The organism is Streptomyces sp. NPDC042371 (assembly GCF_056437465.1).
Window position 1 is genome coordinate 201,274 of sequence record NZ_JBWKAP010000010.1, and the last position, 14,124, is coordinate 215,397.

The 14,124-nt window shown below is 69.9% G+C and carries 14 protein-coding genes; 11 read left to right on the forward strand and 3 right to left on the reverse strand.

The features are described 5' to 3' along the window. Positions 1–73 precede the first annotated feature (73 nt). The 7 genes from rsmD (at position 74) to mutM (ending at position 5,134) form a co-directional block, all read left to right on the forward strand. Positions 74–667 carry a 16S rRNA (guanine(966)-N(2))-methyltransferase RsmD gene (gene rsmD / locus AC068B_RS29425; protein ID WP_468557488.1) on the forward strand — a complete coding sequence of 198 codons (594 nt, stop codon included), beginning with the start codon at positions 74–76 and terminating at the stop codon, positions 665–667. A 26-nt stretch (positions 668–693) separates the two neighbouring features. Next, positions 694–1,173, forward strand: a complete 480-nt coding sequence (coaD, locus tag AC068B_RS29430) for a pantetheine-phosphate adenylyltransferase (RefSeq protein WP_356257659.1) — start codon at positions 694–696, stop codon at positions 1,171–1,173. Between the two features lie 111 nt (positions 1,174–1,284). After that, positions 1,285–2,382 (forward strand): ATP synthase subunit B family protein, encoded by a 1,098-nt coding sequence (locus AC068B_RS29435; protein WP_478674631.1) that lies wholly within the window; start codon positions 1,285–1,287, stop codon positions 2,380–2,382. A gap of 126 nt (positions 2,383–2,508) precedes the next feature. Next, positions 2,509–3,201 (forward strand): YceD family protein, encoded by a 693-nt coding sequence (locus AC068B_RS29440; protein ID WP_478674632.1) that lies wholly within the window; start codon positions 2,509–2,511, stop codon positions 3,199–3,201. A 2-nt stretch (positions 3,202–3,203) separates the two neighbouring features. Then, entirely contained in the window at positions 3,204–3,377 is a 174-nt protein-coding gene (rpmF, locus tag AC068B_RS29445; protein ID WP_026165248.1) for a 50S ribosomal protein L32, read from the forward strand. Positions 3,378–3,384: 7 nt separating this feature from the next. After that, positions 3,385–4,206: a ribonuclease III gene (gene rnc / locus AC068B_RS29450; protein ID WP_478674633.1), complete on the forward strand. Its 822-nt coding sequence runs from the start codon at positions 3,385–3,387 to the stop codon at positions 4,204–4,206. Positions 4,207–4,273: 67 nt separating this feature from the next. Next, positions 4,274–5,134 (forward strand): bifunctional DNA-formamidopyrimidine glycosylase/DNA-(apurinic or apyrimidinic site) lyase, encoded by an 861-nt coding sequence (gene mutM / locus AC068B_RS29455; protein WP_478674634.1) that lies wholly within the window; start codon positions 4,274–4,276, stop codon positions 5,132–5,134. Here the strand turns inward: mutM and AC068B_RS29460 are convergent. Both AC068B_RS29460 and AC068B_RS29465 read right to left on the reverse strand, forming a co-directional pair. After that, a complete protein-coding gene (locus tag AC068B_RS29460; protein ID WP_478674635.1) occupies positions 5,107–5,487 on the reverse strand; it encodes a winged helix-turn-helix transcriptional regulator in 381 nt (126 codons plus the stop codon). The genes mutM and AC068B_RS29460 overlap by 28 nt on opposite strands. A gap of 61 nt (positions 5,488–5,548) precedes the next feature. Continuing rightward, positions 5,549–6,463, reverse strand: a complete 915-nt coding sequence (locus AC068B_RS29465) for a CAP domain-containing protein (protein ID WP_478674636.1) — start codon at positions 6,461–6,463, stop codon at positions 5,549–5,551. 128 nt (positions 6,464–6,591) lie between these two features. Here AC068B_RS29465 and AC068B_RS29470 point away from each other — a divergent pair, with 128 nt between their 5' ends. From AC068B_RS29470 to AC068B_RS29485, 4 genes are all read left to right on the forward strand, one after another. Then, a complete protein-coding gene (locus AC068B_RS29470; RefSeq protein WP_478674637.1) occupies positions 6,592–6,873 on the forward strand; it encodes an acylphosphatase in 282 nt (93 codons plus the stop codon). Positions 6,874–7,275: 402 nt separating this feature from the next. Next, on the forward strand, positions 7,276–7,479 hold the full coding sequence (locus AC068B_RS29475; protein WP_055551056.1) for a hypothetical protein: 204 nt from the start codon (positions 7,276–7,278) through the stop codon (positions 7,477–7,479). A 277-nt stretch (positions 7,480–7,756) separates the two neighbouring features. Next, positions 7,757–11,341, forward strand: a complete 3,585-nt coding sequence (smc, locus tag AC068B_RS29480) for a chromosome segregation protein SMC (protein WP_478674638.1) — start codon at positions 7,757–7,759, stop codon at positions 11,339–11,341. 242 nt (positions 11,342–11,583) lie between these two features. Beyond that, positions 11,584–13,008, forward strand: coding sequence for a sugar porter family MFS transporter (locus AC068B_RS29485; RefSeq protein WP_478674639.1), 1,425 nt, complete (start codon positions 11,584–11,586; stop codon positions 13,006–13,008). Between the two features lie 52 nt (positions 13,009–13,060). Here the strand turns inward: AC068B_RS29485 and AC068B_RS29490 are convergent, their stop codons facing one another. Beyond that, positions 13,061–14,044 (reverse strand): LLM class flavin-dependent oxidoreductase, encoded by a 984-nt coding sequence (locus AC068B_RS29490; RefSeq protein ID WP_478674640.1) that lies wholly within the window; start codon positions 14,042–14,044, stop codon positions 13,061–13,063. Positions 14,045–14,124 lie beyond the last annotated feature (80 nt).

Here is a 14,124-nt window from a genome sequence, read left to right on the forward strand (position 1 = left end):
ACGCCATATCGTGGAGTCAGCCCACCGGTGAACCCACCGACGTGGCGCACCCCAGCCAGCCAGAAGGAATCAGATGACCCGCGTGATCGCCGGCACGGCCGGCGGACGCCGCCTGGCCGTCCCGCCGGGCAACGGCACCCGCCCCACGTCCGACCGCGCGCGCGAGGGCCTCTTCTCCACCTGGCAGGCCCTCCAGGGCACGCTCGACGGGGCACGCGTCCTGGACCTGTACGCGGGCTCAGGAGCCGTCGGTCTGGAGGCGCTGTCCCGCGGCGCCGCCCACGCCCTGCTCGTCGAGGCCGACGCCAGGGCGGCGCGCACCATCCGGGAGAACGTGAAGGCGGTGGCCCTGCCGGGCGCCGACGTACGGGCGGGCAAAGCCGCCCAGATCGTCCAGGGAGGCGCTCCCACCAGCCCGTACGACCTGGTCTTCCTCGATCCGCCGTACGCCGTCACCGATGACGATCTTCGGGAGATCCTCCTCACACTCCGCTCGGAGGGCTGGCTCACGGACGATGCGCTCGTCACCGTTGAACGCAGTACAAGAGGCGGTGTCTTCGGCTGGCCGGAGGGTTTCGAGGCCCTCAGGTCCCGTCGCTACGGCGAAGGGACGTTTTGGTACGGTCGCGCCGCCTCTACGTGCGACGACTCAGTGATCGCGCCATGACCGGACCGGAGAGCGAGGGACTCACGTTGCGCCGCGCCGTCTGTCCGGGGTCATTCGACCCCATCACCAATGGACACCTCGACATCATCGCCCGCGCCTCCAAGCTGTACGACGTGGTGCACGTCGCGGTGATGATCAACCAGTCGAAGAAGGGCCTTTTCGAGATCGAGGAGCGGATCGAGATGATCCGCCAGGTCACCGCCGACTTCGGCAACGTCGAGGTGGAGTCCTTCCACGGCCTCCTCGTCGACTTCTGCAAGCAGCGCGACATCCCGGCCATCGTCAAGGGTCTGCGAGCGGTCAGCGACTTCGACTACGAACTCCAGATGGCCCAGATGAACAACGGCCTCTCCGGCGTCGAGACCCTCTTCGTGCCGACCAACCCCACCTACAGCTTCCTCTCCTCCTCGCTGGTCAAGGAGGTCGCTGCCTGGGGCGGCGACGTCGCGCATTTGCTGCCGCCGCTCGTCCACGAGGCCCTGACCGAACGGCTGGGCAAGAAGTGACCCCGCGGCAGGAGCACTGACAGACCGTCACCCGGTGTCGGGCGGGCGGTCACTGGCCTTACAGTCGTCCCGTCCGTCTCCCAACCAGCTGTAGAGAGTGGCGAGCACACGGTGGACGTGCAGAAGAAGATCGACGAGATCGTCCAGGCGATCGGCAGCGCCCGGTCCATGCCCATGTCGGCCTCGTGCGTGGTCAACCGCGCCGATCTGCTCTCGATGCTCGAAGAGGTGCGCCAGGCCCTGCCGGGCTCCCTCGCCCAGGCCCAGGAGCTCATCGGCGGCCGCGAGCAGCTCGTCGAGCAGGCCCGCCAGGAGGCGGAGCGGATCATCGAGACCGCGCACGCCGAGCGCGGCTCCCTGATCTCCGACACCGAGGTCGCCCGCAACTCCCAGGGCGAGGCCGACCGCATCCTCACGGAGGCCCGGCAGACCGCCGAAGAGGTCCGCGTCGAGGCCGACGAGTACGTGGACAGCAAGCTCGCCAACTTCGAGGTCGTCCTCACCAAGACCCTCGGCTCGGTCGGCCGCGGCCGCGAGAAGCTCCTCGGCACCGGACCCGGCCTCGACGAGCAGGGCTACGAGGACGAGGACGCCCCCGAGCGCAGCCACGACCCCGAGACGCTGCGCCGCGACGCCGACGCGTACGTCGACGCCAAGCTCGGCGCCTTCGAGGCGGTCCTCGCCAAGACCCTGGAGGCCGTCGGACGGGGCCGCCAGACCCTGCACGGCCGGGCCCCCGCCGACGAGCTCGGCACCCTGGGCGAGGGCGCCGCCGCCCAGGGGCACACCACCGACGCCGACTACTTGGCGGGCCTCGCGGACCTCGCGGGACCGTCGGCCGCCGCAGCCGCGGAGCCCGCCCCGCCGCAGCCCGCCCAGGCCCCGCCGCCGATCCCGGCCCAGCAGCCCTACGCGCCGCCGCAGCAGCAGCCGGACCCGTACGGGTACCCCCAGCACGACGGGTACCAGCAGCAGGACCAGTACGCGTACCAGCAGCAGTACGCCCAGCAGGATCCGTACGCGTACCAGCAGCACCAGCAGCACGACCAGTACGGCTATCCGCAGCAGGGCTACGAACAGCCCCAGCAGCCCCAGCAGCCCCAGCAGCCCCGGTACGAGGCGCCTGCCGCGACGCTCGAGGAGACCAGTCTCTTCGACACGACCATGATCAGCGCCGAGCAGCTGCGCCAGTACGAACAGGGGCGCTGACGGCCCCGGGGCCGGATTGGGCCGAAAGCGAAAGGTCAAGTATCCTGGCTCTTCGGTCGCGCATACGTCCGCGATCCAGGCTGCCCACCCGAGCCTCAGGTTTGTGGCGTCAGTGCGGTGGCCCCCTTGAACTTCCAGGATTCGAAAGCAGGAAAAGCCCTGAGCACGCGCCTCGACCACCGAAACCCCCTCGTGTTCGACACACACGAGCTGGGGCGGCGTCCTGGTGCCATGCAGCGGCTGACCCGCGAGATCGAAGCGCCCGGTTCGCCGGGCACCTTCGGCATCGAAGGGGTCATCGGAGTGCCGCAGGGCGCCCCGGTCGAGCTGGAGATCCGCCTTGAGTCGGTCATGGAAGGGGTGCTTGTCACAGGCACCGCCCGTGCATCGGCCGAGGGGGAGTGCGTAAGGTGTCTGGAGCCGCTCGAGCTGGAGCTCGACGCGGACTTCCAGGAGATGTTCTCGTACCCTGACGCCGACGACCGGGGCCGCACCGCGGAACCGGCCGACGACGCCGGGGAATCCCCAGAGGACGAGGACAGGCTCTACCTCGAGGACGGCATGTTCGACCTCGAGTCTGTGCTGCGTGATGCGGTGGTGCTCGCACTGCCGATGCAGCCGGTGTGCCAGGACGACTGTCCGGGCCTGTGCTCCCAGTGCGGAGTGCGGCTCGCGGACGACCCGGACCACCACCATGACGCCGTCGACATCCGTTGGGCGGCATTGCAGGGACTCGCTGGCACCATCCAGGACGGCGAGAAGGACGAGATGAGCGGCGCCGAAGCGGAAGCGGGCGTCGACGAGAAGCAGGAGAAGTAGCCGTGGCTGTTCCGAAGCGGAAGATGTCGCGCAGCAACACGCGCCACCGCCGGTCGCAGTGGAAGGCTGCGGTCCCCACCCTGGTTTCGTGTGAGCGTTGCCAGGAGCCCAAGCAGCAGCACATCGCGTGCCCGAGCTGCGGCACCTACAACAAGCGCCAGGTCCTCGAGGTCTGAGCGGCTGGTGAGAGGCACCGTGTCTAGCCCCAAGAAGGCGGAAGACGCCAAGAAACTGGCGGAGACAACGGCCTCGTCCCACACGCTTCTGGAAGGGCGGCTCGGGTACAAGCTCGAGTCCGCCCTTCTGGTGCGTGCGCTGACCCACCGTTCGTACGCGTACGAGAACGGCGGTCTGCCGACGAATGAGCGTCTGGAGTTCCTCGGGGACTCGGTGCTCGGTCTCGTCGTCACGGACACGCTGTACCGCACCCACCCCGACCTGCCCGAAGGCCAACTGGCCAAGTTGCGGGCCGCGGTGGTCAATTCGCGTGCGCTGGCGGAGGTCAGCCGTGGCCTCGAACTGGGCTCCTTCATCCGGCTCGGCCGTGGTGAAGAGGGCACGGGAGGCCGGGACAAGGCATCCATCCTCGCCGACACCCTCGAAGCGGTGATCGGCGCGGTCTATCTGGACCAGGGCCTGGACGCCGCGGGTGAGCTGGTGCACCGGCTCTTCGACCCGTTGATCGAAAAGTCCTCGAATCTGGGTGCGGGCCTGGACTGGAAGACCAGTCTCCAGGAGCTCACCGCGACGGAGAGCCTCGGCGTGCCCGAGTATCTCGTCACGGAGAGCGGCCCCGACCACGAGAAGACATTCACTGCTGCCGCCCGCGTCGGAGGCGTCTCGTACGGCACCGGCACCGGCCGCAGCAAGAAGGAAGCGGAGCAGCAGGCCGCAGAGTCCGCGTGGCGTGCGATTCGCGCCGCCGCGGACGAGCGGATCAAGGCGGCCGAGGCCGCCGCCGCTGCCGCACAGTCCGAGGGGACCGCCGACACCCCCTCGGTCTGACCGCCGCCCATCCTTTGATGCCGGTCGTCCCCACTGGGGGCGACCGGCATCGTGCTGAAGGAGACCCATGCCCGAGTTGCCCGAAGTCGAAGTCGTCCGGCGCGGTCTGGAGCGCTGGGTCAGTGGGCGCGTCGTCGCCGATGTGGAGGTGCTGCATCCGCGTGCGGTGAGACGGCACGTGGCGGGCGGCGAGGACTTCGGGAGCCGGCTGACGGGGCACCGGATCGGTCTCGTGCGGCGGCGCGGCAAGTACCTGTGGCTGCCGCTCGCCGATTCGGGGCAGTCCGTCCTGGCCCACCTGGGCATGAGCGGCCAGCTCCTGGTGCAGCCCCAGGCGGTGCCGGACGAGAAGCACCTGAGGATCCGGATGCGCTTCGCGGACGTGCAGGGCACCGAGCTCCGCTTTGTCGACCAGCGCACCTTCGGCGGTCTCTCGCTCCACGACAACACCCCGGACGGGCTGCCGGACGTCATCGCGCACATCGCGCGCGACCCGCTCGACACCACGTTCGACGACGACGCCTTCCACCTCGCGCTGCGCCGTCGGCGTACGACGATCAAGCGGGCGCTGCTCGACCAGTCGCTGATCAGCGGCGTCGGCAACATCTACGCGGACGAGGCGCTGTGGCGCGCGAAGCTGCACTACGAGCGGCCCACCGGGGCGTTCACGCGCCCGCGCACGGCCGAACTCCTCGGCCATGTACGGGACGTGATGAACGCGGCCCTCGCCGTCGGAGGCACCAGCTTCGACAGTCTCTACGTCAACGTGAACGGCGAATCGGGCTACTTCGACCGGTCGTTGGACGCCTACGGCCGGGAGAACGAGCCGTGCCGCCGCTGCGGCGCCGCGATCCGCAGGCGCCCCTGGATGAACAGGTCCAGCTACTTCTGCCCGCGCTGTCAGCGGCCGCCGCGCGTCGCGTCGTAACGCTCCTGGGCCTTCACCACATCGTCCTGTCGGCCCTCCACGAAGTGGATCAGGGCCAGCAGGCGCTCGGCGACCTCCCGCCCCAGCGGGGTGAGCGCATAGTCCACGCGCGGCGGGTTGGTCGGCTGTGCGTCACGGTGCACCAGGCCGTCGCGCTCCAGCGCGTGCAGGGTCTGGGACAGCATCTTCTCGCTCACGCCGTCGACGCGGCGGCGCAGTTCGTTGAAGCGCAGCGTGCCGTCGTGCAGCGCGCCCAGCGTGAGGGCGCCCCAGCGCCCGGTGACGTGCTCCAGCGTGCCCCGCGACGGGCACTGGCGGGAGAACACGTCGTACGCCAGGTCCTTGGATTCCATCCCGACACCATACTCCCGCACAGCGCTTTCGAATAGATAGCGCCGAGCTCGGGGCGGAGGTCTAGAAGCCGAAGTCCTGCGTCCACCACGGGCCGCCCGGCGCGAAGTGCGCCCCGACGCCGAGGGTCTTGTAGTCGCAGTTGAGGATGTTGGCGCGGTGGCCCGCGCTGTTCATCCAGGCATCCATCACCGACTGCGCGTTGGTCTGGCCGCGGGCGATGTTCTCGCCGCCCAGGTTCGTGATCCCGGCCTTCTCGGCGCGGTCCCACGGCGTCGCGCCGTCCGGGTCGGTGTGGTCGAAGAAGTCGCGCGCCGCCATGTCGGCGCTGAAGTCACCGGCCAGCGCGGCGAGCCGGTCGTCGGCCCGCACCGGACGGCAGCCCGCCTTGGCCCGCTCCTGGTTGACGAGCGTGAGCACCGCGGCCTCGGCCGCACTCTCGTCGGACGACGACGTGGAGCTCGCCGGGGGAGCCTTGGGCTTCTCCTCGGGCGTACGGGACGGGCTCGGCGTCGACTTGCCGTCCTTGTCGCCCTTGCCGCTGTTGTCGGGCTTGTCGGCGTCCTTCTTCGGCGCGGTGGGCGCCGACGACTTCTCGGACGGCGCCTTCGAAGGCTTCGGGTCGGCCTTGGAGGGGGTGGGCTTCGGTGCTTCGGAGCGGCCGGTGCCGCGGCTCGGCGACGGCTCGCCGCGGTCGGCGCTGCCGTCCTTGCCGCCCTGGGCGTCCACCTCGGTCGGCGCGGCCGCGGACCGCACCTTGCCGGGGTCGCCCCCGCCGCCCAGCTGGTAGGTGTCACTGCCCGGGAGCACGCCCGCGGCGACCGCGACGGCCCCCATCGCGACGGCGGCGGAAACGCCGAGCAGGCCCGTACGCACAGGGGTGGCGGCGCGGCCCTTGCGGCGGTGCGACACGGTCCCCGGGTGCTGCTCAGGGGTGGCGGCGGCCTGTCCAGCGCCGGAGCGTCGGTGGCGTCCCATCTCCTGGCCTTTCGTCCTAAGATCAACGTGACTCACCCATATGAGTGAGGCTCATCGATTCGCGACTGTACGCGATGGCGCATGGGGACGAAGTGCTCACTGAGCAATTGGCCGGTTAGCGTGCACCCATGAACGAAGACGTACGACTCACCGCCTGGGTGCGCGGACGGGTGCAGGCCGTGGGATTCCGCTGGTTCACGCGGGCCAGGGCGCTGGAGATCGGCGGCCTGAGTGGTTTTGCTCTCAATCTGGAGGACGGCCGCGTGCAGGTCGTCGCCGAGGGGCCCAGGAAGGGCTGTCAGGAGCTGCTCGACTGGCTCCGTGACGGCGACACACCCGGCCGCGTCGACGGAGTCACCGAGATCTGGGACACAGCACGTGGCATATACGAGACGTTCGCCATTCGCTGACCCTGACCCGGGCGAACGCGGTGGGACGGGGGCGCCGGGCCGCCGGACGAGTGTCCCAGGCAACTGCCTGAGGCAGAAAAGGCCTGGTGGTTGCCAAGAATCACTTGCCGTGGCAGGCTCCGCAGGTAAGGATGATCTCCACGCCCCCAGGGCCCCGAAGGAGTAGCAGCGCCGCCCGTTTCCGGGCCGCGTGCCCCCGGGTCGCCCGCCGATACGGGGTGTGATCGTGTTGACCGTCAAACTTTTTGGTGAGACTCTGGAAGCCCCGCGCACCTTAGCTGTTTGGCATGTGAGAACGGCCAGCAAGACCAAGCGAAACAAAGAGTGCCAAGCACCGCGGGTGCGATTCCCTCACGACCCACACCGCTTCGGTCGGTCACTCAGTGTGGAGGACCATCCATCATGGCAAAGGCGCTTCTCGGTTACGTCGGCGGCAGCGACCCGCGACTTCTCGCCGAGATGCGACGGCTCCAGCAGCGCGTCCAGGACCTGGAATCCGAGCTCGGCCGGATCCAGGCCGAGAACGACGCGCTCGCGGCTGCCGCTTCTCACGAATCGCTCCTGGAGAGCATCGACGTACCCCAGGCGGAGCCTGCGCTCACCTGACCCCTACCCGATCACGAACACAAGGGCCTCGCTCATGGGCCCACGGTAAGCACAAGTGGTCAGGCTGTCAGTGTCAGCCGCTTGTCTTCAGATAGGCATCAGATATGCAAGGGACGCTTCGGCGTCCCTTCTTTCTTGCCCCCGCGTACGCTGTCGCCTTTACCGTCTGATGTGCCCTGCACCTTCAGGGGTGAAACGGTCGAATCAAAAGGTGCGGCGCGCAGCGCCACCTACAAGGGCGGCGGTGGGAGGCGGGCGGGAGGTAGAGTCCGACGGCGTGCATCTCAAGGCCCTGACCCTGCGTGGCTTCAAGTCCTTCGCGTCGGCGACGACGCTGAAGTTCGAGCCGGGCATCACCTGCGTCGTCGGACCCAACGGCTCCGGCAAGTCCAACGTCGTGGACGCGCTGAGCTGGGTCATGGGCGAGCAGGGTGCCAAATCCCTGCGCGGCGGCAAGATGGAGGACGTCATCTTCGCCGGCACCACCGGGCGGCCCCCGCTCGGCCGCGCCGAGGTCTCGCTCACCATCGACAACTCCGACGGCGCGCTGCCCATCGAGTACGCCGAAGTCACCATCACGCGGATCATGTTCCGCAACGGCGGCAGTGAGTACCAGATCAACGGCGACACCTGCCGCCTCCTCGACATCCAGGAACTGCTCTCCGACTCCGGCATCGGCCGCGAGATGCACGTCATCGTCGGGCAGGGGCAGCTCGACGGGGTGCTGCACGCCGATCCGATGGGGCGGCGCGCGTTCATCGAGGAGGCCGCGGGCGTCCTCAAGCACCGCAAGCGCAAAGAGAAGGCGCTGCGCAAGCTCGACGCGATGCAGGCCAACCTGGCACGCGTCCAGGACCTGACGGACGAGCTGCGACGCCAGCTCAAGCCCCTCGGCCGCCAGGCCGCCGTCGCACGCAGGGCCGCCGTCATCCAGGCCGACCTGCGCGACACCCGCCTGCGGCTGCTCGCCGACGACCTCGTACGCCTGCGCACGGCGCTGAACGCCGAGGTCGCCGACGAAGCCGCGCTGAAGGAGCGCAAGGAGAGCGCCGAGGCCGAGCTGAAGGCCGCCCTGCACCGTGAGGCCCAGCTCGAAGAAGAGGTGCGCCGCCTCACGCCACGGCTGCAGCGCGCCCAGCAGACCTGGTACGAGCTGTCGCAGCTGGCCGAGCGGGTGCGCGGCACCGTCTCGCTGGCCGACGCCCGGATCAAGAGCGCCACCGCCGCGCCGCCCGACGAGCGGCGCGGCCGCGACCCCGAGGACCTGGAGCGCGAGGCCGCCCGGATCCGCGAGCAGGAGGCCGAGCTCGAAGCCGCGCTGGAGGCCGCCGAGCACGCCCTGGACGACACGGTCGCCCACCGCTCCGACCTCGAACGCCAACTGGCCGTCGAGGAGCGCCGCCTCAAGGACGTGGCACGGGCCATCGCCGACCGGCGCGAAGGGCTCGCCCGGCTGACCGGGCAGGTCAACGCGGCCAGGTCGCGGGCGGCGTCCGCCCAGGCCGAGATCGACCGGCTCGCCGTCGCACGGGACGAGGCCGCCGAGCGCGCGGTCGCGGCCCAGGAGGAGTACGAGCAGCTCAAGGCCGAGGTCGACGGACTGGACGCGGACGACGCCGAGCTCGGCGAGCGGCACGACACGGCGAAGCGGCAGCTCACCGAGGCCGAGGCCGCGCTCACCGCGGCGCGGGAGGAAGCGACCGCCGCCGAGCGCAAGCGGGCCGCGGTCGCCGCCCGGCACGAGGCGCTCGCGCTCGGCCTGCGGCGCAAGGACGGCACGGGCGCGCTGCTCGCCGCCAAGGACCAGCTCACCGGGCTGCTCGGCCCGGCCGCCACCCTGCTCACCGTCGCCCCGGGCCACGAAGTGGCGGTCGCCGCCGCGCTCGGTGCCGCGGCCGACGCCGTCGCCGTGAACGGTCCCGGCACGGCCGCCGAGGCCATCCGGCTGCTGCGCAAGCAGGACGCGGGGCGTGCGGCGCTGCTGCTCGGCGGCGCCTGTGACGATGTGCACGGGGCACGCGACGTACGAGACGTACAGCAGGAGCGCCCCGGCGGGCCGCCGTACGTCGCCGATCTGGTGCGGGGACCCGACGAGCTGATGCCCGGTGTGCGGCGGCTGCTGCGCGGGATCGTCGCCGTGAGCACGCTGGAGGACGCCGAGGAGCTGGTCCACGCGCGCCCGGAGCTGACCGCCGTCACCGCCGAAGGGGATCTGCTCGGGGCCCACTTCGCGCAGGGCGGGTCCGCGGGGGCGCCGAGCCTGCTCGAAGTGCAGGCGTCCGTCGACGAGGCCGCCGAGGAGCTGGAGCGGCTCGCCGCCCAGTGCGAGGAGCTGGCGCAGGCGCAGGAGCGCGCGGGGGAACGGCGCAAGGAGTGCGCGGCGCTCGTCGAGGAGCTGGGGGAGCGGCGCAGGGCCGCCGACCGGGAGAAGTCCTCCGTGGCGCAGCAGTTGGGGGCGCTTGCCGGACAGGCGCGGGGCGCCGCGGGCGAGGCCGAGCGCAGCACCGCCGCCGCGGCCAAGGCCCAGGACGCCCTCGACCAGGCCGTTCAGGACGCCGAGGAGCTCGCAGAGCGGCTCGTCGTCGCCGAGGAGGCGTCTCCCGACGGCGAGGAGGAGCCCGACACTTCCGTGCGCGACCGGCTCGCCGCCGACGGGGCCAACGCCAGGCAGACCGAGATGGAGGCCAGGCTCCAGGCGCGTACGCACGAGGAGCGGGTGAAGGCGCTCGCGGGCCGCGCCGACTCCCTGGACCGGGCCGCCCGCGCCGAACGTGAGGCACGCGCGCGTGCCGAGCAGCGCAGGGCGCGGCTGCGCCACGAGGCCGCGGTCGCCGAGGCCGTCGCGTCCGGCGGGCGTCAGCTGCTCGCCCACGTCGAGGTCTCCCTCGTCCGCGCGGACGAGGAGCGCACCGCCGCCGAGCGCGCCAAGGAGGTGCGGGAGCGGGATCTGCTCGCCGCGCGGGGCCAGGGCCGCGATCTCAAGGCCGAGCTCGACAAATTGACTGATTCAGTTCACCGGGGCGAGGTACTAGGGGCTGAGAAGCGGCTGCGGATCGAGCAGCTGGAGACCAAGGCACTGGAGGAGCTCGGTGTGGAGCCGGCGGGACTCGTGGCCGACTACGGCCCCGATCAGCCCGTGCCGCCCTCGCCCGCCGCCGACGGCGAGGAGCTGCCCGAGGACCCGCGGCATCCGCGCAACCTGCCGGTGCCGTTCGTCCGGGGCGAGCAGGAGAAGCGGCTCAGGTCAGCCGAACGGGCGTATCAGCAGCTCGGGAAGGTGAACCCGCTGGCCCTTGAGGAGTTCGCGGCGCTGGAGGAACGCCACAAGTTCCTGAGCGAGCAGCTCGAAGACCTGAAGAAGACGCGGACCGACCTCCTCCAGGTGGTGAAGGAGGTGGACGAGCGCGTCGAGCAGGTCTTCACCGAGGCCTACTACGACACGGCCCGGGAGTTCGAGGGTGTCTTCTCGCGGCTGTTCCCGGGTGGTGAGGGACGGCTGATCCTGACGGATCCCGACAACATGCTCGCCACCGGTGTGGACGTCGAGGCCCGGCCGCCCGGCAAGAAGGTCAAGAGGCTCTCGCTGCTCTCCGGCGGCGAGCGGTCGCTGACGGCCGTCGCGCTGCTCGTTTCGATCTTCAAGGCGCGGCCCAGCCCGTTCTATGTGATGGACGAGGTCGAGGCGGCGCTCGACGACACCAACCTGCAGCGGCTCATCCGCATCATGCAGGAGCTGCAGGAGGCCTCGCAGCTCATCGTGATCACGCACCAGAAGCGCACGATGGAGGTCGCGGACGCGCTGTACGGCGTCTCGATGCAGGGCGACGGCGTCTCGAAGGTCATCAGCCAGCGCCTCCGCTAGACCTCCCCGGGACCTCCCCTCAGTGGGGCCCGGTGTCTTCTTTCAAAGCTTCAAGACTTGAACGTACATAGCCTCAGAGTGCCTCTAAATTCACAGCAGCCCACCTATTGACTTCGAAACTTGAAGGCATAGTCTCTGCAACGTTGCTTTTACCTTCAGGTGGTGGGCGGCGTGAAGTTGTGCGCCACTTGAAGAGCTCGCCCCCACCCCCGGCAACGCTGCCGGTGGCCCGAGGAGTACACGTGACCAGCACATCGCAGGCGCCTGAGTCCGGAGCCAGAGAGGCTCACCCGGACCATCTCGGCCATGTCATCTTCATTACGGCAGCCGCCGCGATGGGTGGCTTCCTCTTCGGCTACGACAGTTCGGTGATCAATGGCGCCACCGTCGCCATCCAGCACCGTTTCGATGTCGACGCCAACATGCTCGGCTGGATCATCGCCACCGCGCTCCTCGGCTGTGCCGTCGGCGCCGCCGTGGCCGGACGCATCGCCGACCGCATCGGCCGCATCCGCTGCATGCAGATCGCCGCCGTCCTCTTCGCGGCCAGCGCCGTCGGCTCGGCCCTGCCGTTCGCCGCCTGGGACCTCACGATGTGGCGCCTCATCGGCGGCATCGGCATCGGCATGGCCTCGGTGATCGGCCCGGCCTACATCGCCGAGGTCGCGCCGCCCGCCTACCGCGGCCGCCTCGCCTCGTTCCAGCAGGCCGCCATCGTCATCGGCATCGCCGTCTCCCAGCTGGTCAACTGGGGAATCCTGAACATGGCCGACGGCGACCAGCGCGGCAAGCTGATGGGCCTGGAGGCCTGGCAGTGGATGCTCGGCGTCATGGTCGTCCCCGCGCTCCTCTACGGGCTGCTGTCCTTCATCATCCCGGAGTCGCCGCGCTTCTTGATCTCGGTCGGCCGCGACACCGAGGCCAAGAAGGTGCTCGGCGAGGTCGAGGGAACCACCATCGACCTGGACGCGCGCGTCGCCGAGATCGAGGCGGGCCTGCACCGCGAGCACAAGCCCTCCTTCAAGGACCTGCTCGGCAAGGTCGGCTTCCTGCCGATCGTGTGGATCGGCATCGGGCTCTCGGTATTCCAGCAGCTCGTCGGCATCAACGTGATCTTCTACTACTCGAACCAGCTGTGGCAGTCGATCGGCAAGGACCCGTCCAGCTCGTTCCTGTACTCGTTCGAGACGTCGATCGTGAACATCGTCGGTACGGTCATCGCGATGATCTTCGTCGACCGGATCGGCCGCAAGCCCCTCGCCATCATCGGTTCCGCGGGCATGGCGGCGGCGCTGTTCACCATGGCCTGGGCGTTCTCGTACCGCACGGGATCCGGTGACAGCGTCTCGCTGCCCAACGCGCAGGGCCTGACCGCGATCATCGCCGCCAACGCCTTCGTGCTCTTCTTCGCCCTGTCCTGGGGCGTCGTCGTCTGGGTGCTGCTCGGCGAGATCTTCCCGAACCGGATCCGTGCCGCCGCGCTCGGTGTGGCCGCCTCCGCCCAGTGGCTCGCCAACTTCGCGATCACCAAGACCTTCCCGAGCATGTCCGAGTGGTCGCTGACCGGCTCGTACATCATCTACGGCGCCTTCGCCGCGATCTCGATCCCCTTCGTCATGAAGTTCGTCAAGGAGACGAAGGGCAAGGCCCTGGAGGAGATGGGCTAAACCCCGCTGCCCCCTCCTCTTCAGGAAGCTGCCCCGGCCGAAGGACTCGTGCTCACTTGTCCTTCAGCCGGGGCAGTACGTTTTCGCAGAAGTGATGCAGGCTGCGCCAGCCCTCGTCGATCGGCATACCGCCCGCGAGCGGGTGCAGGATGAGGCTGCCGGTGCCGCTCTTCGCGTATTCGACGCACTGATCGGGCGTCAGGATGCGGTAGACGCCCTCGGCGCGCAGCTCCTCCACCGTCGTGGCAGCCGACTTCACCGCCGAGCGGATGTCCTTGGACTGCCAGGAGGCGTAGGTGCGGGCCTCGTGCAGGAAGTGCTCGCCGTGCTTGGCCCAGGTGCGGTCCGGGTCGTCGGCGACGTGCAGCAGCGGGGTCTCGGCGGCGGGCATCATCGTCCAGCCCTCGGTGCCGTGCGCCACGAGCTGTTCCTGGTAGTACGCCTCGATGTCGGGCAGATGGGCGCTCGGGAAGAACGGCAGTCCGAGCCGGGCCGCGCGCCGGGCCGCCGCCTTCGACGAGCCGCCGACGAGCAGCAGCGGATGGGGCCGGGTGAAGGGGCGCGGCGTGATCCGCACCGTGCGGCCGCGGAAGGCGAAGGGCTCACCCGTCCAGGCCGCAAGCAGCGTCTCCAGAAGCTCGTCCTGGAGCTTGCCGCGACTGCTCCAGTCGACGCCCGACTGCTCGTACTCCTCGGGCCGGTAGCCGATCCCCGCCACCGTGACCAGGCGTCCCGCGCTCAGCAGGTCGAGCACGGCGATGTCCTCGGCGAGCCGCAGCGGGTCGTGCAGGGGGCCGATGATCGCGGACACCGTCACCGCGATGCGCCGGGTCGCGCCGAAGACCGCGCCCGCGAACGTGAAGGGCGAGGAGATCCAGTTGTTCTCGGCGCCGTGGTGCTCCTCCGTCTGGATCGTGGAGATGCCGCGGTCGTCCGCGTACGCGGCCATCTCCAGGGCGGCCCGATACCGCTCGCTCAACGAGGCGGGTGTCGCGGCGGGATCGACGAGGTTGAACCGTACGACTGTGGCGGGCATGGAAACGTCCCCCTTCACCGTGCGTGGGCGGCGAAGGGGGACGGTAGTTGACGCAGTGTCAGATGGGTAGCCCCGTGCGG

Coding starts and splice junctions, on each gene's coding strand:
- rsmD (WP_468557488.1), top strand. CDS start 74: ATGACCCGCGTGATCGCCGGCACGGCCGGCGGACGCCGCCTGGCCGTC.
- mutM (WP_478674634.1), top strand. CDS start 4,274: ATGCCCGAGTTGCCCGAAGTCGAAGTCGTCCGGCGCGGTCTGGAGCGC.
- AC068B_RS29460 (WP_478674635.1), bottom strand. CDS start 5,487: ATGGAATCCAAGGACCTGGCGTACGACGTGTTCTCCCGCCAGTGCCCG.
- AC068B_RS29465 (WP_478674636.1), bottom strand. CDS start 6,463: ATGGGACGCCACCGACGCTCCGGCGCTGGACAGGCCGCCGCCACCCCT.
- AC068B_RS29470 (WP_478674637.1), top strand. CDS start 6,592: ATGAACGAAGACGTACGACTCACCGCCTGGGTGCGCGGACGGGTGCAG.
- AC068B_RS29475 (WP_055551056.1), top strand. CDS start 7,276: ATGGCAAAGGCGCTTCTCGGTTACGTCGGCGGCAGCGACCCGCGACTT.
- AC068B_RS29490 (WP_478674640.1), bottom strand. CDS start 14,044: ATGCCCGCCACAGTCGTACGGTTCAACCTCGTCGATCCCGCCGCGACA.